Origin of the sequence: Phenylobacterium aquaticum (assembly GCF_022695515.1) — a bacterium.
In the GTDB taxonomy this organism is placed as follows: domain Bacteria; phylum Pseudomonadota; class Alphaproteobacteria; order Caulobacterales; family Caulobacteraceae; genus Phenylobacterium; species Phenylobacterium aquaticum.
The window spans coordinates 44,214-65,735 of sequence record NZ_JALDPT010000030.1; the positions used below are offsets into that span (position 1 = coordinate 44,214).

The window sequence follows — 21,522 nt, forward strand, 5'->3', positions numbered from 1 at the left end:
CGCCCCGTCAATCGTGCCAGGCGCGCTCGGAGCGTTCGATCAGGGCGAAGGCGCCGGCCGGGCCCCAGCTGCCGGCGGCGTAGGGTTTCGGCGTCATGCCGCTCTCGGCCCAGGCGGCGGCGACGCCGTCGACCCAGGTCCAGGCCTGCTCCACCTCGTCGCGGCGAACGAACAGGGTGGAATTGCCGTGGATGACGTCGAGGATCAGCCGCTCATAGGCGATGCGCCGGCGCGCATTGGGACCGGAATAGGCCTTCAGCAGGGACAGGGACAGCGGCAGGGACTGCAGGCGCATGCCGTCCTGGGAGATGCCCGGCGCCTTGTTCATCAGGACGAGTTCGATGTCCTCGTCCGGCTGCAGGTCGATGATCAGCTGGTTGGCGACCAGGTCGGCCTTGGCCGCGCCGCCGAAGATCGAGTGGGGCACGCCCTTGAACTGGATGGCGATCTGGGTGCGCCGCTCGGGCAGCCGCTTGCCGGTGCGCAGGAAGAAGGGCACGCCCGCCCAGCGCCAGTTGTCGATGTCGGCCCGCAGCGCCACGAAGGTCTCGGTGTCGGATTTCTGGCCGCGCTCGGCCTCGTAGCCCGCCACCTGCTGGCCGCCGACCACGCCCGGCGTGTACTGGCCGCGCACGCTGTTGGCCTGGACGTCGGCGCGGGTGAAGGGGCGGAGCGAGCGCAACACCTTGACCTTCTCGTTGCGCACGGAGTCCGGCTCCATGTCGGCCGGCGGCTCCATGGCGACGAAGCAGAGCAGCTGCAGCATGTGGTTCTGCAGCATGTCGCGCAGGGCGCCGTACTCGTCGTAATAGGGCCAGCGATCGCCGACCCCTTCCGTCTCGGCCACGGTGATCTGCACGTGGTCGATGGTCAGGTTGTTCCAGAGCGGCTCGAAGAAGGTGTTGGCGAAGCGCAGCGCGATCAGGTTCTGGACCGTCTCCTTGCCCAGATAGTGGTCGATGCGGAACACCCGGTCCTCGCTGAACACCTCCGCCACCTGGGCGTTGATGGCCTTCGACGAATGCAGGTCGCGGCCGATCGGCTTCTCCAGCACGATGCGGCTGTCGGGGACGGCCAGGCCGGATCCGCCCAGCGCCTTGCACACCCGGCCGAACAGGCTGGGCGAGATGGCCAGGAAGAACATCGGGGCCTTGAAGGCGCCCATGGCCGCCTTGATCGCCTCGACCCCCGCCGCGGTGGTGGCGTCGGCCCCCACATAGTCGAGCCGGGCGGAGAACCGGGCCCAGGCCGCCTTGTCCAGCCCGCCCTCGGCGCGCTTCTGGATGGTCTCGCGCACCTGCTCGACGAAGGCGTCGCGCGCCATGTCCGCCCGCGCGGTGGCGACGATCCGGAACTCGGGGGCCAGGAAGCCGTCGGCGTCGAGGAAATAGAGCGATGGGAACAGCATCCGCTGGGCCAGATCGCCGGTCCCCCCGAACAGCACGATCACATCGGAAAGCGGCGCATCGGCCATCGGGGTCACCTTGGGTGAGGAGGTTGGCGTCCGAGCCTCGCATAGCGGGGTTCGGCGGGGTCCCGTCAACCCCCCGTCTGCGTTCACCGCATCGTGCGCGGTCAGGTTGGATCGAAGCGGGCGCCCTGACGTTGTGCTTGGTCGATCCCGAAGGCCGGCCTTGGACGGGGAGCCTATGACCACTGACACCATGACCATGATCGCCGAAGCGCCGCAGGTGAAGGCCGCGGAGACGGCGCTGTTCCTCGATCTGGACGGCACGCTCGCGCCCATCGTCGCCCGGCCGGAGGCCGTAGGACCCGATCCGCGCCGCACCCGGCTGCTGGAGGCCCTGGCCCAGCGCCTGGACGGCCGGCTGGCGGTGGTCAGCGGCCGGACCCTGGCCGACCTGGACCGCATCCTGGAGGGCCGCACCCCGGTGCTGGCCGGGGTTCACGGCCTGGTCCGCCGTGACGCCCAGGGCCGGGTGACCTCCACCCCGCCCCATCCCGGCCTGGCCGCGGCCGTCCGCGTGCTGCGGGACTTCGCCGCCACCCATGCCGGCCTGATCGTCGAGGACAAGGGGCTGAGCGTCGCCCTGCACTACCGCCAGGCGCCGGAGCTCGCGCCGCGCGTCCGCATCCAGACCGAATGGCTGGCCGCCGAGACCGGCCTGGTCCTGCAGCCCGGCGACCAGGTCATGGAGCTGCGCACGCCCGGCCCGCGCAAGGGCGAGGCGATCACCGCCTTCATGGCCCAGCCGCCCTTCGCCGGGCGCAGGCCGGTGTTCCTGGGCGACGACCTGACCGACGAGGACGCCTTCCAGGCCGCCGAGCGCCTGGGCGGCTTCGGGGTGCTGGTGGGTCCCGCCCGGCCCACCGCCGCCCGCTATCGCCTGGCCGATGTCGGCGCGGCGCTGGACTGGCTGGAGGCCCTGGCATGACCCGTCTGATCGTCGTCTCCAACCGCGTCACCCCGCCCACCGGCTCCGGCGACGGCAGCGTCGGCGGCTTGGCCATGGCTCTGGCCGCCGCGCTGCGGGAATATTCCGGCCTGTGGTTCGGCTGGAGCGGCCGGACCACCGCGGAGTTCACCGGCCATCTGAACCTGCAGCGCGCCGACGGGGTGACCGTGGCCACCGTCGACCTCGAGGAGGCCGACCTGCAGGAATATTACAACGGCTACGCCAACAAGACGCTCTGGCCGCTGTTCCATTATCGCCAGGACCTGACCGCCTATGACCGGGCGTTCGACGCCGGCTATGCGCGGGTCAACCGTCGCTTCGCCGAGACCCTGGCCCCGCTGATCGAGCCGGACGACCTGGTCTGGATCCACGACTACCACCTGATCCCGCTGGCCCGCGAGCTGCGGGCGCTGGGGGTGAAGAACCGCATCGGCTTCTTCCTGCACATCCCCTGGCCGGCGCATCAGCTGATGGTGACCCTGCCGGGGCACAGACTGCTGGTGGAGTCCCTGTTCGACTACGACCTTGTCGGCTTCCAGACCCCCGAGCACGTCCAGGCCTTCGAGGAATATGTGCTGACCGAGGCCAAGGGCGCCCGGGTCGGCCGCGAAGGCTTGCGGGCCTATGGCAAGACCACGCGGGTCGGCGCCTTCCCGATCGGCATAGACGCCGCCGATTTCGCCCGGCTGGTGGAGAGCGAGGCCGCGCGCCGGACCTTCGACGTGATGAAGGCCCACACCGCCTTCCGCAAACTGATCGTCGGCGTCGACCGGCTGGACTATTCCAAGGGGCTTGAGGAGCGGTTCGCCGGTCTCGAGCGGTTCCTGGCCGACAATCCGGACCTGCGCCGCGAGGCCCTGATGCTGCAGATCGCACCCCTGTCGCGGGACTCGGTCGAGGCCTATCAGGAGATCCGCGCCCGGCTGGATTCGCTCTCGGGGCGGATCAACGGCGAATATGCCGACATTGACTGGAACCCGATCCGCTATGTGAACAAGACCTATCGCCGCGACGAGCTGGCCGGGGTCTATCGCGCGGCCCAGGTCGGGCTGGTCACGCCGATGCGCGACGGCATGAACCTGGTGGCCAAGGAGTTCGTCGCCGCCCAGGATCCCGAGGATCCCGGGGTGCTCATCCTGTCGCGGTTCGCCGGCGCCGCCGACCAGATGCGCCAGGCCCTGATCGTCAATCCGAACAGCCCCGAGGAGATCGCCGAGGCGATCAAGCGGGCGCTGTCCATGGACCGCGAGGAACGGATCGCCCGCTGGCGCGTGCTGTACGACAACATCGTCACCGAGGACGTGACGGCCTGGCGCGACGCCTTCGTGCGGGCGCTGAAATCCGCGCGCGAGGCCCTGCCGTCGAGACCCGAAGGGATCACCGCCTATGGCGAACAAGCTCGCCCGCTATCGGTCGATGAGGGACTTCTCCCGGACCGCGGAACCGCAAGGTCGGGCGAAGACCCGGGCGTCGAAGCGTCTGCGCTTCGTCATCCAGAAGCATGCGGCGACCCGCCTGCACTACGACTTTCGGCTGGAGCTGGACGGGGTTTTCAAGTCGTGGGCGGTGACGCGGGGCCCTTCTCTGGACCCCGCCGAGCGTAGGCTGGCGGTCGAGGTCGAGGACCATCCCCTCGACTATGGCGACTTCGAGGGCGTGATCCCGGCCGGTGAATATGGCGGCGGCTCGGTCCTCTTGTGGGACCGCGGCTATTGGACGCCGGAGCCGGGGACCGACCCGCACGAAGGCCTGACCAAGGGCGACCTGAAGATCGTGCTGGAGGGCGAGCGGCTGCGCGGCGGCTTCGTCCTGGTGCGCATGAAGCCGGACAAGCCGGGCGCGAAACGCAACAACTGGCTGCTGATCAAGCATCGCGACGACTGGGCGAGGCCCGGCGACGGCGAGGCGGTCATCGCCGACAACACCGCCTCCGTGGCCTCGGGCCGGAAGATGGCGGCCATCGCCGCGGGCGAGGGCGCGCCGCCGAAGCCCTTCATGACCGCCCGCACGGCCGCCGCCGACGCGGTCTGGTCGACCAAGGCGCGGCCGGCGGCGGGCCGGAAGACGCCCCCCAAAGGCGCCCGAGCGAGCCTGGGCTTCGTCGAACCCCAGCTTTGCAAGCTGGTCGATCGCCCGCCCGCCGGCCCCGGCTGGGCGCACGAGGTGAAGTTCGACGGCTATCGGCTGCAGGCCGTGGTCCGGGACGGCGCGGCGCGGCTGCTCACCCGCAAGGGGCTGGACTGGAGCGCGCGCTTTCCGGAGATCGCCAAGGCGGCCGCCCGCCTACCCGACGTGGTGCTGGACGGCGAGGCGGTGGCGCTGGACGCCGACGGGTCGCCCGACTTCGCGGCCCTGCAGGCCGCCCTGTCGGAAGAGAAGACCGCCGACCTGGTGCTGTTCGCCTTCGACCTGCTCAGCCTGAAGGGCGAGGACCTGAGGGCCAAGCCCTTGAGCGAGCGCAAGGCGGCGCTGAAGATCCTGCTTCAGAATCTGGACGATCCCCGGCTGCGCTATGTGGAGCACTTCGAGACCTCCGCCCAGGCGCTGCTGGAATCGGCCTGTCGCCTGTCCCTGGAGGGCATCGTGTCCAAGCGCCTCGACGCGCCCTATCGCTCCGGCCGGGCGACACCTGGACCAAGGCCAAGTGCCGCGCGGGCCATGAGGTGGTGATCGGCGGCTGGAGCGGCGACGAGACCACCCTGCGCTCCCTGCTGGTCGGGGTGCATCGGGACGGCAAGCTGATCTATCTGGGCCGGGTCGGAACCGGTTTCGGGCGCGACGCCGCCGCGCGCCTGCTGCCCAGGCTGAGGGCGGCCACGGCCAAGGCGAGCCCCTTCTCCGGGACGGGGCCCCGGCCCGAGGCGCCGACGTCACCTGGATCCGCCCCGAGCTGGTGGCCGAGATCGAATATCGCGGCTTCACCGGATCGGGCCTGCTGCGCCAGGCGGCCTTCAAGGGGCTCAGGGCCGACAAGCCCGCCACGGAGGTGGAAGCCGAGGCGCGGCGCCGGCCGCCTCCACGCCGCTCGCCGAGCCGCGGCCGGGCGCAGGGTCGAAGGCCGATCCCGTGGTCATGGGCGTGCGCCTCTCCCATCCGGACAAGGCCCTGTGGCCCAACTCGGCGGACGATCCCGCCCCGGTGACCAAGCTGGACCTGGCGCGCTATTTCGAGGCCGTGGGCGCCTGGATGCTGCCCCATATCCAGGGCCGGCCCTGTTCGATCCTGCGGGTCCCCGACGGGATCGAGGGCGAGCGGTTTTTCCAGCGGCACGCCGGCCCCGGCGCCTCGGTGCTGTTCGAACAGGTCAAGATCGAGGGCGACGCCAAGCCCTATCTGCAGATCGACCGGATCGAGGCCCTGGCCGCCCTGGCCCAGATCGGCGGGATCGAGCTGCACCCCTGGAACTGCCGCCCCGGCCAGCCCGAGATCCCTGGCCGGCTGGTGTTCGACCTCGACCCCGGGCCGGGGGTGGCGTTCGACGCTGTGGTCGCCGGCGCGCGGGAGGTTCGCGACCGCCTGGAGGCCCATGGCCTTGTCGCCTTCTGCAAGACCACCGGCGGCAAGGGCCTGCATGTGGTGACCCCGCTGGCGGCCGGGCGGCTGGACTGGGACACGGCCAAGGCCTTCGCCCGCCGGCTCTGCGAGGAGATGGCCGCCGACCATCCCGAGCTCTACTTGACCAAGATGGCCAAGAAGCTGCGCGAGGGGCGCATCTTCCTGGACTATCTGCGCAATGACCGGCTGGCGACCGCGGTCGCGCCCCTGTCGCCCCGGGCCAGGCCCGGGGCCGGCGTCTCCATGCCGCTGACCTGGGGCCAGGTGAAGGCGGGGCTGGATCCGGCCCGGTTCACGTGCGCACCGTGCCGGCCCTGCTGGCCCGGACCGAGGCCTGGGCCGACTATGGCGACGGGGAGCGGCCGCTCAGTTCGACGGCGAGGCGGCCGGGTTCGGCTCGTTCGAAAGCCTGCGGATGACGTGCAGGGTGTGGGCGACGGCCGAGACGAAGCCGACCAGGCCCGCAAAGCCCTGCATGAAGTTCCAGGCCGCATCGACCAGGGGGCTGCCGAACACCTGCTCGGTCAGGGCGTAGAGCAGCCGGCCGACCAGGATGCGGAAGCCGGCATAGACCTCGGAATATTCGATCGAGACCTGGGTCGCCCAGGCGCCGCCGACCACCGCCAGCACCGGCGACCACAGGAGCGGCAGGGCCAGCAGCAGGGCCAGCACGCAGAGCACGGTCTTGGTGAGCCAGCTCTCCCGGGCCGTGAGCGTCAGGATCACGAAGCCCCCGAGCCCGAGGCCGAGGATCGGGAAGGCGATCGCCAGCAGCAGATCGGCGGCCTTCACGAAGGCGACATGGAAACCGAAGGCGGCGATCAGCCCGGCTGCCAGCACCGCCATGAAGGCGGTCAGCCAGACCACGCCATACTGGCCCAGGCGACGGCTGATCAGCTCCAGGTTCAACATGCGCAGCGGCTCCAGCGGGAGCTTCAGCATGCGGCGCCGCCGGCGAGCCGTCGAGCCGGAATCAGGCCCGCTTGCGCCGGGCCGTCGACTTTGCGGCCGGCGCGGATTTCGCCTTGCCGCCCAGGCTGCGCTTCAGGGCCTCCATCAGGTCGACCACCTCGGCCTGGCGCGGCTCGGGCGCCGTGACCTTGCGGCCGTGGCCCTTCTCCTTCTCGGCGATCAGGGCCCGCAGGGCGTCCTCGTATCGGTCGGTGAACTGGGCGGGATCGAAGGGGCCGGCCTTCTGGTCGATGATCTGGGCGGCGATGCGCACCATGTCGGCGGGCGGCCGGGTCTTGGGAATGGCGGCGAACACCTCGGCGTCATCGCGCACCTCGTCGTGGCTGCGCAGGGTGTAGGCCAGGATGCCGCGGTCGCGCGGCTCCAGCGCCATGAGCCGCTCGCGCTGGTGCATGACCAGCCGGGCGAGCGCCACCTTGCCGGCCGTGGCCATGGCCTCGCGGATCACCGTGAAGGCCTCCGCGGCCAGGTCACCGTCGGGCGCCAGATAATAGGGCTGGTCCCAATAGATGCGGTCGATCTCGGCCTCGTCGACGAAACGCTCGATGTCGATGGTGCGGGTGGTCTCCAGCCGCACATTGTCGATCTCGTCGTCGGTGACGACGACGTAGCGGTCCTTCTCGATCTCGTAGCCCTTGACGATGTCGGCGCGGTCGACGGGCCCCTTGTCCGGATCGGTGGGGACCATCCGGATGCGGTTGTGGGTCTCCTTGTGCAGCATGTTGAAGCGCACCTCCCCGCCGTGGGAGGTCGCCGTGCTGAGGGTGACGGGACAACTGACCAGCGAGAGGCGCAGCTGACCTTGCCAGGTGGGGCGACTGACCATGACGGACTCCGGGACGTTGCCAGTCCGGAACGCGCCGCGCGACCGGGGGTTCGGCCCTATTGTCCGGGCAGACCCATGTCGCGCAGGCCCACGGCATCCTGGATGTCCAGACGCGGCTTCAGGAAGTGAGTCCGTACGCCGTTGCCGTTGCCGAACTCCATGAGCTGGTCGGTCTTGGGGTCATAGGCGGGCCAGGCCGGGCCCGAGGCGCAGGTCGGCTGGCCGGTCTTGGCGAAGGCCACCCAGCAGGAATGCATCAGGGTCGCCATGGCCTTGTCCTCGTCGGAGACCAGGCTCATCGGGGTGCGCCGGCCCCAGTATTCGAACACGTACTGGATCTCGGCGGCGTGGAAGGCGCGGGTCACCGCCGGCCGGTAGCGCGAGCCGACATAGGAGAAGTGGTAGAGCCAGGCCGGCTGGCCGCCCGCGGCCCTGGCCGCCACCCAGCGGGCGGGCGCGCCCATATAGCGGTCGGTGAACATGGCGCGCAGCTTGGCCTCGTCCCCGGGCTGGTCGGCATAGGGCGCCTGGACGAAGGCCGGAATGCGGGCGAGCGCGGCGGCGGGATCCGGCAGGGGCTTGAAGCCCAGCAGCGAGTCCTCGCCGGAATTGGAGCCGATGATCAGGGGCACGTCATTGGCCTGCCCCCCGGCGAAGGCCTGGGTGGCGGTGCGGGTCATCAGCACCCCGTCCGTGAAGGGGCCGTAGTCCGAGCCGGGCAGCTTGGCGACCAGGTCCTCGGCGGGGATGGCGCGCAGGGCCTGGGCGGTCACGTCCTCGGGCAGGCCCATGGCGCGGGTGGCCGCCGCCCCCGCATCGGCCTGGGCGGTCAGCCCGCCCGGTGGGAACCAGCCGCCGCCGGATTCCACGATGGCGCGCGTATAGAGGCCGTTGGCCGATGGCGTCGCCAGCAGGGCCAGAGTGCTCATGCCCCCGGCGCTCTCGCCGAACAGGGTGACATTGGCCGGGTCGCCCCCGAAGGCGGCGATGTTGCGCTTCACCCATTGCAGGGCGGCGATCTGGTCCATCAGCCCGTAATTGCCGACCGGCTCGCCGGGCTTGGCGGCCTTGATCAGGGCCGGATGGGCGAAATAGCCGAGCGGCCCCAGGCGGTAATTGATCGCCACCAGCACCACCCCGTCGCGGGCGAAGTTGGAGCCGTCATAGACCCAGCCGGCGCCCACCCGGTGCGAGCCGCCGTGGATCCACACCATGACCGGGGCCTTCTTGGCGCGGCCGGCGCGAAGACATTCAGCTGCAGGCAGTCCTCGCTCATCGGGCCATTGGCCCCGCCGCCATTGGGGCTGCCGTCGGGGTTCATCGGCTGGACGCAGGAGGGGCCGGCCTTGTCCGCGGGCCGCACGCCGCTCCAGGCGAGCGGCCGGGCGGGCGGCGCCCAGCGCAGGGGACCGACCGGCGGAGCGGCGAAGGGGATGGCGCGGAAGGCCGCGACGCCATTGGCCTGGACGCCTTCCAGCGTTCCGCTCTCGACCTTGACCCGGACCGGGTCGGCCAGGGCCGGGGCGGCGGCCAGCGCCAGGACGGCGAGGACGGAAGCGGCGAGCCTGCGGATCATCGGGTCCTCCCGGAACGTGTTGGCGAAGACTTGGCGCGGCGGCCGGCGGGGTCAAGCCTCAGTGGAAATCGCGGCTGGCCTGCAACCGTCCGGCGCGGCCGGTGCGGGTGGGGGCGCCCGGCGCCTCGGCCTTCAGGCCGGCGGTCAGGTGGGAGAGATCGGTGAAGCTCTTGGCCACCAGGTGGATCACCTCGCCCTCCCGCTGCAGCTGGCCGTGCACCGCCAGCACCGAGGCGCTCATCACCAGCCGGCGGTGGGCCTCGAACACGTCGCGCCAGACCACGATATTGGCGACCCCTGTCTCGTCCTCCAGGGTCATGAACACCACCCCCTTGGCGGTGCCGGGCCTTTGCCGCACCAGCACCAGCCCGCCGACCGAGGTGCGCCGGCCGTCGCGCAGGGTCCTGAAGGCCGCGGCCGGCACGCAGGCCAGCGCCTCCAGTTCGGCGCGGAAGAAGCTGCAGGGGTGGGCCTTCAGGGACAGCCGGGTGGTGCGGTAGTCCTCGGTCACCTGCAGGGGCAGGCTCATCTGGGGCAGCTCGACCTGGGCCTCGCGGCGGCCCATGGCGGCCAGCAGGGGCGCCTCGGTCTCCACCCGCGTCTCACCAACGAGGCCCTTCACCGCCCACAGGGCCTGGCGACGATCCAGTCCGATCCCGGCGAAGGCGTCGGCTTCGGCCAGCAGCTCCAGGGCCCGGCGCGGCAGGTGGCGGGCCAGGTCCTCGACGGTCAGCACCCCCTCCTCGCGCAGGCGGACCAAGAGCTCGGCGTCCTCGCGCTTCAGCCCCTTGATCTGGCCGAGCCCCAGGCGGACGGCCCGCAGGCGTTTGCCCTCCACCGGCTCCAGGCCGCAGTCCCAGCCGGAGGCCGCGACATCGGGGGGGCGCACCTCGACCCCGTGCTCGCGGGCGTCGCGGACCAGCTGGGCCGGCTGGTAGAAGCCCATGGGCTGGCTGTTGAGCAGGGCCGCGCAGAAGGCGTCGGGCCAGCGCCACTTCACCCAGGCTGAGGCATAGACCAGCAGAGCGAAGCTGATCGCGTGGCTCTCGGGAAAGCCGTAGGAGCCGAAGCCCTTGATCTGGTTGAAGCAGGCCTGGGCGAAGCCGAGGTCATAGCCCTTTCGGGTCATGCCGCTGACGAACAGCTCCTCATAGTCCTCCAGGTGGCCATAGTTGCGGAAGGTGGCCATGGCGCGGCGCAGGCCGTCGGCCTGGTCGGGGGTGAACTCGGCGCCCTCGATGGCGATGCGCATGGCCTGTTCCTGGAACAGGGGCACGCCCATGGTCTTTTCCAGGATGGCGCGCAGCTCGTCCGCCGGCCAGGGCGGGGCGGGCGAAGGGTAGCTGACCGGCTCGGTCCCGTCGCGGCGCTTCAGATAGGGATGGACCATGTCGCCCTGGATCGGGCCCGGGCGGACGATCGCCACCTCGATCACCAGGTCGTAGAACTTGCGCGGCTTGAGCCTGGGCAGCATCGACATCTGGGCCCGGCTCTCGACCTGGAACACGCCCACCGAGTCGGCCTTGCACAGCATGTCATAGACGCCGGGGACCTCCTGGGGGATGTCGGCGATGTCCTTCAGCCGCCGCCCGTCGGGCCGGGGCGGGACCATCTCGAAGGCGCGCTTCAGGGCCGTCAGCATGCCCAGCGCCAGGATGTCGACCTTCATCAGGCCGAGCGCGTCGATGTCGTCCTTGTCCCACTCGATGAAGGTGCGGTCGGCCATGGCGGCGTTGCCGATCGGCACGGTCTCGTCCAGCCGGCGCTTGGTCAGCACATAGCCGCCGACGTGCTGGGAGAGATGCCGCGGGAAGCCCAGCAGCTCCGTGGCCAGGGTCACGGCCCGGCGGATCTCCGGATTGGTGGGATCGATGCCGGTCTGGCGGATGTGCTCGTCGGGCACGCCGTCGCCCCAGCTGCCCCAGACCGTGCCCGAGAGCGCCGCGGTGACATCCTCGGTCAGGCCGAGCGCCTGGCCCACCTGGCGGATCGCCATGCGCGGCCGGTAGTGGATGACCGTGGCGACGATGGCCGCCTTGTGCCGGCCATAGCGGCGATAGACGTACTGCATCACCTCCTCGCGCCGCTCGTGCTCGAAATCGACGTCGATGTCCGGCGGCTCGCCCCGGTTCTCTGAGATGAAGCGCGAGAACAGCAGGTCCTGGTCCTTCTTGGTGGGATCGACCGAGGTGATGCCCAGGCAGAAGCAGACGCAGGAATTGGCCGCCGAGCCCCGGCCCTGGCAGAGGATCTCCTGGTCCCGCGCCCAGCGGACGATGTCGTGGACGGTGAGGAAATAGTTCGGGAAATCCAGCTTCTCGATCAGGGCGAGCTCGTGTTCGAGGGTCTTGCGCTCCTTGTCCCGCACCCCGTCCGGATAGCGCCAGGCGGCCCCGGCCCAGGTCAGGTCGCGCAGGTGCTGCATGGCGCTCTTGCCCGGCGGCACCGGCTCGTCGGGATATTCGTATTTCAGCTGCGAGAGGTCGAAGCCGATGCGCTCGGCGATCTCGACGCTGCGCTCGACCGCGCCGGGGAACCGGTGGAACAGCCGGGCCATTTCCTCCGGCGTCTTGAGATGGCGCTCGGCGTTGGCCTCCAGCCTCAGGCCGGCGTCGGGGATGGCGCAGCCCTCGCGGATGCAGGTCAGCACGTCCTGCAGGAGCCGCCGCTCGGGGCCGTGGTAGAGCACATCATTGGTGGCGACCATGGGCGCCCCCGCCCGCTGGGCGATCGCCGCCAGCCGAGACAGCCTCTGCAGGTCGCGGGCGCCGTAGCCGCGCGCGGCGGCCAGCCAGAGATCGCCGCCCAGCGCCCCGGCCATCCGCCCAAGCCGGGTCTCGAAGGCCTCGTCCAGGCGGTCCGGCGCCACGGCGAGGGTGAGCTGCCCCTCCGACCACTGCAGATAGTCCTCCCAGAAGAGCTCGCATTCGCCCTTCTCGGCCCGCAATTGGCCGGCGCTGAGCAGCCGGGTCAGGCGGCCATAGGCCTCCCGGTCGGTAGGGTAGCACAGCAGGCTCGGCGTCCCGTCGGCGAAGTCCAGCCGGCAGCCGGTCAGCGCCCGGATCCTGGCCCCGCCCTCCCGCTGCTTGTTCATTTCGCTCCAGGCCCGCACCACCCCGGCCAGCGAATTGCGGTCGCAGATCCCCACCGCCTCCAGGCCCAGCGCCTGGGCGGTCATGACCAGCTCCCAGGGATGGGAGGCGCCGCGCAGGAAAGAGAAATTGCTGGCGGCCTGGAGCTCGGCGTAGCGGGTCACCTAGGTCAGGTCCGTGAAGGGGTTCCAGCAGACTTCCCAGAGATGCCCGTCCGGGTCGGCGAAATAACCGGAATAGCCGCCCCAGAAGGCGTCCTGCATCGGCTTGACGGGCGTAGCCCCCGCGGCCACGGCCTGGGCGAACACCGCATCGGCGTCGGCCTTGGAGGCCACATTGTGCGCCAGGGCGACCCCGGAGAACCCGACAGGACCGTCCGGCACGCCGGCGTCCTTGGCCAGCTCCGCGCGCGGAAAGAGACCCAGCCAGGAGCCCTCCAGCTGGAGCATCACCATGTCCTCGCCCGGCGTATAGTTGTGGGTCGGGAAGCCCAGGCCGTCGCGATAGAAGGCCACCGCGCGGGGGATATCGGCCACGCCCAGGGTGATCAGGCTGATCTTCGGCTTCATGCTTTGCGTCTCCTTGATGTCAAAGGGCTATCCGAACAGCCCGTGCAGCCACCACCGGGCCGGAACGCCGGTTTCGTAGAGGCCGGCGCGGAACAGCCAGAAGCGGGTCCCGGCCTCGTCCTCGACCCGGTAATAGTCGCGCACATGGCTGCTGGCGGCCGCCTCGATCGGGCCGGTCCACCATTCCTCGGCGATGCGCTCGGGCCCCTCGGCGCGGCGGACGCGGATCAGGCGGTTGCGCCAGCGGAACTGCACCGGCGGGTCGTCTGGCACCGGGGCCATGACCGAGTCCACCGGCTCGGGGCGGCGGAACAGGCGCAAGGGCCTGGGCCGCTCGGGGTCCCAGGCGCGGGGCGCCACGGCCTTGAGCGGCGGGCCGGAAACAGCCGACTGTTCCGGCACATGGCTTTCGCGGGGGCCGCTCTTCCAGACCCGCCCCTCGCCCAGGCGATTGATCAGCCGGTCGACCAGGGGGGCCAGGCCGTCCTCCACCGCGGCGTCGGCCAGGCTGTCGAGCCGGACCTGGCGGGCCGTGGTGGTCTCCACCCGATCGGCGACCAGGGTCACCACCTCGATCCCGAAGCCGGGGTCCAGGGTCTCGAGCCGGGGTTGGAACAGCTTGGCGATACGGGCCGGGTCGCGGCCGGCGAGCGACAGGCCGATGGCGAGCGTCAGGGCCTTGCCGTCCAGGCGGTGGAAGGCGATCTCGAAGCGCCGGGCCCCCTTGCCCTCCCGCTCCAGCCGCGCGCAGAGCCGGACGGCGACGTCCTGGCTGACCCGGGCCATGTCGTCCGGGGTGCTGATCGGCTCGGCGAAGGCCAGGCGCGCGATCCAGGGGGATGGCGGGCGGCGGAAGGTCAGGGCCTCGCGACCGCGGCCGAGCGCCTGGTCCAGGCGCTCCAGGGTCTGGGCCCCGAACCGCTTGGCGAGCGGGGCGCGGGGGAGCTCCATCAATTGGCCGATCCGGGTCAGACCCAGGCGGGCGATCTGGGCGGCGGTCTCCGGCTCCAGCCGCAGGGCGGCCGGCGGCAGGGGCGCGATCAGCTCCCCCTGGCCGCCCAGCGGGGCGATGACGCCGTCCACGCCGTAATGGGCCAGAGCCCAGGCCGCGCCGGGGGTGTCGGCCAGGGCCAGGCGGAAGGGCAGGCCATTGGCCGCGAGGCGGGCGCGGAAATCGGCCATCAGCTCAGCCTCCCCGCCCCACAGGTGCGAGACGCCCGCGATGTCCAGCATCAGTCCGTCCGGCGGATCGGCGGCCACGGCGGGGGAGAAGCGCACGCACCAGTCGACCAGGGCCGACAGGGCCTGGGCGTCGGCCTCCGGCTCGGCCTCGGCGGGGACCAGTTCCGGGACCAGGGCCATGGCGTCGGTCGCCTTCTGGCCCACCCGCAGCCCCAGGCCGTGGGCGACCGCGTCCACCGCCGCCAGCCGCCGTGCGCCGCGGGCTTTCTCGATCAGGGCGAGGGGGGCCTCACCCGGCGCGGCGGAGGGGTGTCGACGGCGCCAGTTGGCGATCGCCCAGTTCGGCGACCAGGCGCAGAGGATGCGTCCCATCATGTCCCTCGTAAGCATAGGCGGCGCTCGCCTCGAACAGCCAGGCGCCGGGGCGCCCGCCCCGGCAGCGTTCCAGGGTCGCGGTCCAGCGGGGCGGCCCAAGGCCGAATTCGCCGGGGCCGGGCTGGCTGGCGGCGCCCGAGACCCGCCAGCGGGTGGCGGCGGCCGAGCCCGTGGCGGCCTTCGTCCCGGCCCCGCCGAAGGGTCGCCGGCGGATGACGAAGCCGGTCGCCCCGCGCTTCTCGCAGGCCAGCTGCAGCCGCCGGCCGGCCGTCAGGTCCACCGCCTCGGCCTCGACGAAGACGGCGGAGACCCCGATGGTCGCGAGCGCGTCCTCGGCCACGGCCAGCGCATCGGCCTCGTCGCGGGCGCAGACCTGGATCAGCCGCTCGGCGGGAAAGCCCAGCCCCACAAGGCCCGGGGCGAACAGGTCGTCGCGGCGCAGGATCCACACCGCCTCGCCACGGGCGGCCAAGGGCGCGGCCAGCAGGGCGGCGAAGGCGGCCGGGGCGGCGGCGGTCTCGACCTCCATCCCCTCCCCGCCGATCTCGTGCCACTGGCCGAGCGGCAGGCCGGCGGCGTGGGGAAAACAGGCGTCCAGCCCGGGATCGCCCAGGGACAGGGCGGCAGAGTCCCCCCGTCCGCCCGCCTCCAGGGCGGCGATCTTCGCCTTGAGCGCGGTGAGCGCGCCATCGCGAAAACCGGACATGTCTTCGAGCTCCGTTGTTCCACTTTTGTTCTAGTCGCGGGCGCGAAAGAGTCAACGGGTCGGGGGTGCGGCGGATTGAGGGAACACGGGGACAACAAAAAGGGCGGCGCCGAGCGCCGCCCTCATGTCGGTCAGGCCATGGGCCTCAGCTGTACTTGAATTCCCCGCCGTCGAGATTGATCAGCGGGAACTCGTCCTTTTCGCGCCAGTAGTCCTGGGTGTGCTGCCACTCCCACTTGGGCAGGCGCTTGGGCATCAGGTGCATGCCGCGGGCGAGATAGCCGGGGTTGAAGTTGTCCGGGTCGATCCAGGGCAGGCGCTCGAGCTTCTCCTCCTCGGGGCCCATGACCACCTCGATCTTATGGGCACCCTTCTCGTCCATGTGCTTGAGCAGGCGGCAGACGAAGTCGCCGATCAGGTCGGCGCGCAGGGTCCAGCTCGCCCGGAAATAGCCCATCACCCAGATCATGTTGGGGATGCCGGTGAACATCATGCCGCGATAGGTCACCGTGTCCGAGGCCGCGACCGGCTTGCCGTCGACCACGAAATCGATGTCGCCGAAGGCGTTCAGATTGAAGCCGGTGGCGGTGAGGATGATGTCGGCCTCGATCTCCTCGCCCGACTTCATCTTCAGGCCCTTCTCGGTGAAGCGCTCGATCTCGCCGGTGACCACCGAGGCCTTGCCGGCGATGACGCCCTGAAACAGGTCGCCGTCCGGCACGAAGGCGATGCGCTGCTGCCAGGGGCGGTACTTGGGCATGAAGTGCTTCTGGACCACGTCCTCCGGCAGGAAGGCGCGGACCCCGGCCAGCAGCTCCTCCTTGACCACGTCCGGCTCCGCGACGGCCCGGCGGGTGAACAGGTCCTGGTCGTAGAGACGCTTGCGCCGCACGATCTCATGGATCCAGGTCTCGTCGATCTGCAGCAGGCGCAGGGTGTCGGCCAGTTCGTCGGCGTTGCGGCCGGGCACGAAGAAGGTCGGCGAACGCTGGACCAGGGTGACGTGGGCCACGTCGTGGGCGATGGCCGGCACCACCGTCGCCGCCGTGGCGCCGGAGCCGATGCACACGACCTTCTTGCCCTTGTAGTCCAGGTCTTCCGGCCATTCCTGCGGGTGGACGATCTTGCCCTTGTAGTCGGACATGCCCGGCCATTCCGGGGTGTAGCCCTGGTTCTGGCGGTAATAGCCCTGGCACATCCACAGGAAGTTGCAGGTGAAGCGCAGGGTCTCGCCGGTGTCCTTGCGGACCGCCTCGATGGTCCAGAGGTTGTCCTTGGACGACCATTCGGCGTGGGTGATGGTGTGGTTGTAGCGGATGTGGCGCTTCAGATCGTTCTCTTCGATCACCTCGCCCATGTACTTCAGGATCTCCTCGGCCGAGGCGATCGGGGCGCTGGTCCAGGGCTTGAAGCGGTAGCCGAAGGTGTAGAGGTCCGAGTCCGACCGGATGCCGGGATAGCGGTGCGACCACCAGGTGCCGCCGAAGCCGTCCAGCTGCTCCAGGATCACGAAGCTCTTGTCCGGGCACTGGGTCTGCAGGTGATAGGCGCCGCCCACCCCGGAAATGCCCGCCCCCACGATCAGGACGTCGAAGTGCTCGGTCTTGGCGGACGAGCTCTTGGGCTCGCGAACTTGGGTCTCGGTGCTCATGGCGGCTTCCTGGTTTTTTCCTCGTCGCGAAGTTTTGAGGCCCCGCGTTCGGCCTTCCTTGATCGAAATCAAGATAAGTAAACATTGATCACTTATCGGCGAAACGCAAGCCGCCGCGTACGCCGCCCGCGCAAACGAAAACCCCGCCGCTCCGGGAGGAGCGACGGGGCTGACAGCGCCGGAGAGGCGGGTTCGATCAGAAGCGCAGGGTGCGCGCTTCCTTGACGTGCGGCAGGGCGCGGATCTTGGCGACCAGGGCGTCGGACGGGTCCTGGTCGACGCCGACCAGGGCGATGGCGTCCTCGCCGGCCGAGACGCGGCCCAGGTTGAAGGTGGCGATATTGACCTGGGCGTCGGCCAGCAGAGCGCCGAGCGAGCCGATGAAGCCGGGCTTATCGAGGTTGTTCACATAGAGCATGACCGTCCCGAACGGGGCGTCCAGGTCCATGCCCTTGACCTCGATGATGCGCGGGGTGCCGGCCATGACCGAGCCGGCGAAGCTGCGCTTGCCCATGGCGGTGGTGACAGTGATCCGCACCAGGCTTTCATAGATCGGGCTGTCGTCCTGCTTGGACTCGGAGACGGTGATGCCGCGCTCCTTGGCCACGGCCGGGGCCGAGACCATGTTGATCTCCGCCAGCATGGGCCGCATGACGCCGGCGAGCGCCGCGGCGGTGAGCGGGCGGGTGTTCAGCTTGGCGACCTCGCCCTCATAGGCGATGTCGATGGCCTTGACCTCGACGTCGACCATCTGGCCGGCGAAGGCGCCGAGGCGCTCGGCGAGCGCCACGAAGGGCTTCAGCTTGGGCGCCTCGTCGGCGGTGACCGAGGGGCTGTTCAGCGCATTGGTGACCGCGCCGGTGAGCAGATAGTCGCTCATCTGCTCGGCGACCTGCAGGGCCACGTTCTCCTGGGCCTCGACGGTGGAGGCGCCGAGGTGCGGCGTGGCGATGAAGTTCTCGGCCCCGAACAGCACGTTCGCCTTGGCCGGCTCTTCCACGAACACGTCGAAGGCCGCGCCGCCGATGTGACCGTCGTCCAGGCCCTTGCGCAGGGCGGCTTCGTCCACCAGCCCGCCGCGAGCGCAGTTGATGATCAGCACGCCCTTCTTGGTCTTGGCCAGGTTCTCGGCCGACAGGATGTTGCGGGTCTTGTCGGTCAGCGGGGTGTGCAGGGTGATGATGTCGGCGCGGGCCAGAAGGTCCTCCAGCTCGACCTTCTCGACCCCGATCTCCACGGCGCGCTCGGCCGACAGGAAGGGGTCATAGGCCACGACCTTCATCTTCAGGCCGTTGGCGCGGTCGGCGACGATGGAGCCGATATTGCCAGCGCCGATCAGGCCCAGCGTCTTGGCGTAGAGCTCCACGCCCATGAAGCGGTTCTTCTCCCACTTGCCGGCCTGGGTGGAGACGTCCGCCGCGGGCAGCTGGCGGGCGAGCGCGAACATCATGGCGATGGCGTGCTCGGCGGTGGTGATCGAATTGCCGAACGGGGTGTTCATCACCACGATCCCCTTGGAGGTCGCGGCGGGGATGTCGACATTGTCCACGCCGATGCCGGCGCGGCCGATGACCTTGAGGTTGGTGGCGGCGGCGAGCACGTCCTTGTCGGCCTTGGTGGCCGAGCGGACGGCCAGGCCGTCATAGTCGCCGATGATCTTGAGCAGCTCGTCCTTGGACAGGCCGGTCTTCACGTCGGCGTCGACGCCGCGCTGCTTGAAGATGTCGATGGCGGCGGGGGACAGTTTGTCAGCGATGAGTACGCGGGGCATGGGTGAGTTCCGCTCATAAGCCCCTCCCCCTTGCGGGGAGGGGTTGGGGTGGGGGTGCAAGCGGGGAGAGGCGGTGTTTCACCCCCCTCCCAACCCTCCCCCGCAAGGGGGGAGGGCCAAGGGCGTCAGGCCGCCTGAAGCGACGCGGCGGTGGTGGCGAAGGCCCAGTCGAGCCAGGGGGTCAGGGCCTCGAGGTCCGAGGTCTCGACCGTGGCGCCGCACCAGATCCGCAGGCCGGGAGGGGCGTCGCGATAGCCGCCGACGTCGAGGGCCACGCCCTCCTTCTCCAGCGCCGCGGCCAGCTTCTTGGCGAAGTCGGCCTGGGCGTCGTCGGAGAGGCCGGTGACGCGGGCGTCGACCACCTTCAGGCACACCGAGGTGTTGGAGCGGCAGGCCGGATCGGCGGCCAGGAACTCGACCCAGGGGGTCTTTTCGACCCACTCGGCCAGCACCGCCAGATTGGCGTCGGCGCGGCGCTGCATCTCGGCCAGACCGCCGATGCCGGCGGCCCACTTCAGGGCGTCCACCGCGTCTTCCACGCAGAGCATGGAGGGGGTGTTGATGGTGGCGCCCTCGAAGATATCGAGGCTGACCTTGCCGGACTTGGTCATGCGGAACAGCTTCGGCATCGGCCAGGCCGGGGTGTAGCTCTCCAGCCGGGCGACGGCGCGGGGCGACAGGATCAGCACGCCGTGCGCGGCCTCGCCGCCGAGCGCCTTCTGCCAGGAGAAGGTCACCACATCGAGCTTGGCCCAGTCGAGATCCTGGGCGAAGGCCGCCGAGGTGGCGTCGCAGATCACGATCCCCTCGCGGTCGGCGGAGATGAAATCGGCGTTGGGGACGCGGACGCCGGAGGTGGTGCCGTTCCAGGTGAAGATCAGGTCGGCGTCGGGGCGGACCTTGGTCAGGTCGGGCAGCTGGCCGTAGGGCGCGTCGAGCACTTCCGCCGGAAGCTTCAGCTGCTTCACCACGTCGGTGACCCAGTCCTTGCCGAAGCTCTCGAAGGCCAGCATCTGGATCGGCTTGGGGCCGAGCATCGACCACAGGGCCATCTCCACGGCGCCGGTGTCGGAGCCGGGGGTGATGCCGATCAGGAAGTCGTCCGGCACCTCCAGCACCTCGCGGGTGCGGGTGATCGCTTCCTGGATGCGCGCCTTGCCCAGCTTGGAGCGGTGCGAGCGGCCGAGGACGGCGTTCTGGAGAACCTGGGGGTTCCATCCGGGGCGCTTGGCGCAGGGGCCGGAGGAAAATTCGGGGCGCGCCGGGCGCATGGCCGGCGTCGGCAAGGTCGTCATAGCGATGTCTCCCATCCTTACAGATGAGCAGCGCCCCGTTGGGGGGGCGTGGCCCGCCGGCGAAAAACGCCGGATTCGCCCCGGACGCAAGTGAAACTTTTCGACGGGCGATTTGATCGCAGGCGCACCTCATGCGGGGTTGGCGGCGCGGGCGCGGCGTGGTTCTGCCTTTGGAGCCCGCCCATTCCTGGACCGCCATGACCCGCCCCCGCCCGACAGACTGGCTCGTCCTCGCCGCCCTGGTGGTCACCTGGGGCTCGGCCTTCGCGCTCTTGAAAATCGCCGTGGCCCACATCGCGCCCGTGTGGAGCACGGCGATCCGGCTGTGGGTCGCGGTGGCCGTTCTCGGCCTGGTGCTGGTGATCCGGCGCGAGGCCCTGCCGCACCACAGCCATGGGGCCTGGCGCTTCTATCTGGTCAATGGCCTGGTCGGCATGGCGGCGCCCTTCGCCCTCTTCGCCCTGGCCGCGGAACGGATCCCCTCGGCGCTCAACTCCATGTGCAACGGCGCGACCCCGATCTTCACGGCGGTCATGGCCCACCTGCTGGTCCCGGGCGAACAGATGAACGCCCGCAAGAGCGTAGGTGTCGGACTGGGGTTCGCCGGCCTGCTGGTGCTGGTGGGTCCCAAGCTCGCCGGCGGCCTGAGCCTGGAGGCCTCGGGCCTCTTGATGGCCCTGGCGGCGGCGGCGCTCTATGCGGTCTCAAACATCCTGACCAAGCAGACACCGGCCCTGTCGCCGGCCGTGGGGGCCTGGATGATGTGCCTGGCGGGCGCCGTGTTCGCGACGATCATCGCGGTTGCCGCCCGCGCGCCCCTGAGCTGGCCGCCGTTCGGCGCGGCGCTCGCCGTGGTGCTGCACGGGACCTTCCCGACCGCCCTGGCCACCATCGGCTGGGTCTATCTGATCCAGCGGCGCGGGACCCTGTTCACCTCGATGGCGGTCTATGTGGCGCCCCTGTGGGCCACCGGGGTGGGGATGCTGTTCCTGGACGAGCGGCCCAGCTGGACCGCCTTCCTGGCGCTCGCCCTGATCCTTGGCGGGGTGGGGCTGGCGACCCTGCAGCCGCGGGCGAAGTCCCCGGCCTAGATCTCGCGGCCTAGATTTCGCGGCGGCCGATGCCGCGCCAGGTCGCGACCGTCCCGGCCAGGATGACCGCCAGCACGCCCCAGCTGACCAGGTTGTTGACGACCTTGAACAGCAGGTCGAACTCCCGGCCGGTCACGTAATAGAAGGCGTGAAGGGAGAACTGGACGCCCTGCAGCAGCATGGCGCCGCCCAGCCACAGGCTGGTGAAGCGGATCGCCAGGCCCAGGAAGATCAGGCCGAGCAGGCCATCAAGCGCCAATAGGACCGGCGCGAGGCCGTCGGCCACCACACTTCGTTGGAGGACGAAAACCACCAAGGCCAAGGCCAAATTGCTGGTCGCCCCGAAACGTTCAGCCCACCCCCCTTTCAGCCACGCGAAGATAGCTGCGCCCGCGATGCACAGGAGGAGGAAATGATGAAGATACCAGCCGGTCATGGAAAGCG

The 21,522-nt window shown here is 70.3% G+C and carries 15 protein-coding genes and 4 pseudogenes; 6 read left to right on the forward strand and 13 right to left on the reverse strand.

The window, feature by feature from the left end:
• Window positions 1–7 precede the first annotated feature (7 nt).
• Window positions 8–1,474: a glucose-6-phosphate dehydrogenase gene (gene zwf / locus MQH10_RS19415; RefSeq protein WP_242565645.1), complete on the reverse strand. Its 1,467-nt coding sequence runs from the start codon at window positions 1,472–1,474 to the stop codon at window positions 8–10.
• Between the two features lie 175 nt (window positions 1,475–1,649).
• On the opposite strand from zwf, the gene otsB reads away from it, so the two are divergent.
• The 5 genes and pseudogenes from otsB to ligD form a co-directional block, all read left to right on the forward strand.
• Complete coding sequence (otsB, locus tag MQH10_RS19420) at window positions 1,650–2,396, forward strand: trehalose-phosphatase (protein WP_242565646.1); 747 nt, start codon at window positions 1,650–1,652, stop codon at window positions 2,394–2,396.
• Window positions 2,393–3,778 (forward strand): annotated as a pseudogene (locus MQH10_RS19425) (alpha,alpha-trehalose-phosphate synthase (UDP-forming)); the annotation flags it as partial. The gene otsB and the pseudogene MQH10_RS19425, both read left to right, overlap by 4 nt.
• Window positions 3,779–3,833: 55 nt before the next feature.
• Window positions 3,834–5,087 (forward strand): DNA polymerase ligase N-terminal domain-containing protein, encoded by a 1,254-nt coding sequence (locus MQH10_RS19430; RefSeq protein WP_242565647.1) that lies wholly within the window; start codon window positions 3,834–3,836, stop codon window positions 5,085–5,087.
• Window positions 5,088–5,137: 50 nt separating this feature from the next.
• A pseudogene (locus MQH10_RS27145) lies at window positions 5,138–5,559 on the forward strand (ATP dependent DNA ligase).
• Window positions 5,490–6,215 (forward strand): annotated as a pseudogene (gene ligD, locus MQH10_RS19435) (non-homologous end-joining DNA ligase); the annotation flags it as partial. The pseudogenes MQH10_RS27145 and ligD, both read left to right, overlap by 70 nt.
• 123 nt (window positions 6,216–6,338) lie before the next feature.
• On the opposite strand, the gene MQH10_RS19440 reads toward ligD, so the two are convergent.
• From MQH10_RS19440 to MQH10_RS19490, 11 genes and pseudogenes are all read right to left on the reverse strand, one after another.
• Window positions 6,339–6,914: a hypothetical protein gene (locus MQH10_RS19440; RefSeq protein WP_242565667.1), complete on the reverse strand. Its 576-nt coding sequence runs from the start codon at window positions 6,912–6,914 to the stop codon at window positions 6,339–6,341.
• 31 nt (window positions 6,915–6,945) lie between these two features.
• Window positions 6,946–7,770, reverse strand: coding sequence for a non-homologous end joining protein Ku (gene ku / locus MQH10_RS19445; RefSeq protein WP_242565648.1), 825 nt, complete (start codon window positions 7,768–7,770; stop codon window positions 6,946–6,948).
• A 56-nt stretch (window positions 7,771–7,826) separates the two neighbouring features.
• Window positions 7,827–8,402, reverse strand: a complete 576-nt coding sequence (locus MQH10_RS19450; RefSeq protein ID WP_336605135.1) for a carboxylesterase family protein — start codon at window positions 8,400–8,402, stop codon at window positions 7,827–7,829.
• 9 nt (window positions 8,403–8,411) lie between these two features.
• Window positions 8,412–9,346 (reverse strand): annotated as a pseudogene (locus MQH10_RS19455) (carboxylesterase family protein); the annotation flags it as partial.
• A gap of 58 nt (window positions 9,347–9,404) precedes the next feature.
• Complete coding sequence (locus tag MQH10_RS19460) at window positions 9,405–12,602, reverse strand: error-prone DNA polymerase (protein WP_242565649.1); 3,198 nt, start codon at window positions 12,600–12,602, stop codon at window positions 9,405–9,407.
• Window positions 12,603–13,007, reverse strand: a complete 405-nt coding sequence (locus tag MQH10_RS19465; RefSeq protein WP_242565650.1) for a VOC family protein — start codon at window positions 13,005–13,007, stop codon at window positions 12,603–12,605.
• A 27-nt stretch (window positions 13,008–13,034) separates the two neighbouring features.
• Window positions 13,035–14,561, reverse strand: a complete 1,527-nt coding sequence (locus MQH10_RS19470; protein WP_242565651.1) for a Y-family DNA polymerase — start codon at window positions 14,559–14,561, stop codon at window positions 13,035–13,037.
• Window positions 14,479–15,270, reverse strand: coding sequence for an ImuA family protein (locus MQH10_RS19475; RefSeq protein ID WP_242565652.1), 792 nt, complete (start codon window positions 15,268–15,270; stop codon window positions 14,479–14,481). The genes MQH10_RS19470 and MQH10_RS19475 overlap by 83 nt, the downstream gene beginning before the upstream one ends.
• Window positions 15,271–15,415: 145 nt before the next feature.
• The gene (locus MQH10_RS19480; protein ID WP_242565653.1) at window positions 15,416–16,921 is read right to left on the reverse strand and encodes a flavin-containing monooxygenase; all 1,506 of its coding nucleotides are present in this window, start codon (window positions 16,919–16,921) and stop codon (window positions 15,416–15,418) included.
• Between the two features lie 196 nt (window positions 16,922–17,117).
• Window positions 17,118–18,692 (reverse strand): phosphoglycerate dehydrogenase, encoded by a 1,575-nt coding sequence (serA, locus tag MQH10_RS19485; protein WP_242565654.1) that lies wholly within the window; start codon window positions 18,690–18,692, stop codon window positions 17,118–17,120.
• Window positions 18,693–18,817: 125 nt separating this feature from the next.
• Window positions 18,818–20,002, reverse strand: coding sequence for a phosphoserine transaminase (locus MQH10_RS19490; protein WP_419720793.1), 1,185 nt, complete (start codon window positions 20,000–20,002; stop codon window positions 18,818–18,820).
• A gap of 182 nt (window positions 20,003–20,184) precedes the next feature.
• Between MQH10_RS19490 and MQH10_RS19495 the strand changes: the two genes are divergently transcribed.
• On the forward strand, window positions 20,185–21,078 hold the full coding sequence (locus MQH10_RS19495; RefSeq protein ID WP_242565656.1) for a DMT family transporter: 894 nt from the start codon (window positions 20,185–20,187) through the stop codon (window positions 21,076–21,078).
• Between the two features lie 10 nt (window positions 21,079–21,088).
• On the opposite strand, the gene MQH10_RS19500 is transcribed toward MQH10_RS19495, so the two are convergent.
• Entirely contained in the window at window positions 21,089–21,364 is a 276-nt protein-coding gene (locus MQH10_RS19500; protein WP_242565657.1) for a hypothetical protein, read from the reverse strand.
• Between the last annotated feature and the right edge of the window lie 158 nt (window positions 21,365–21,522).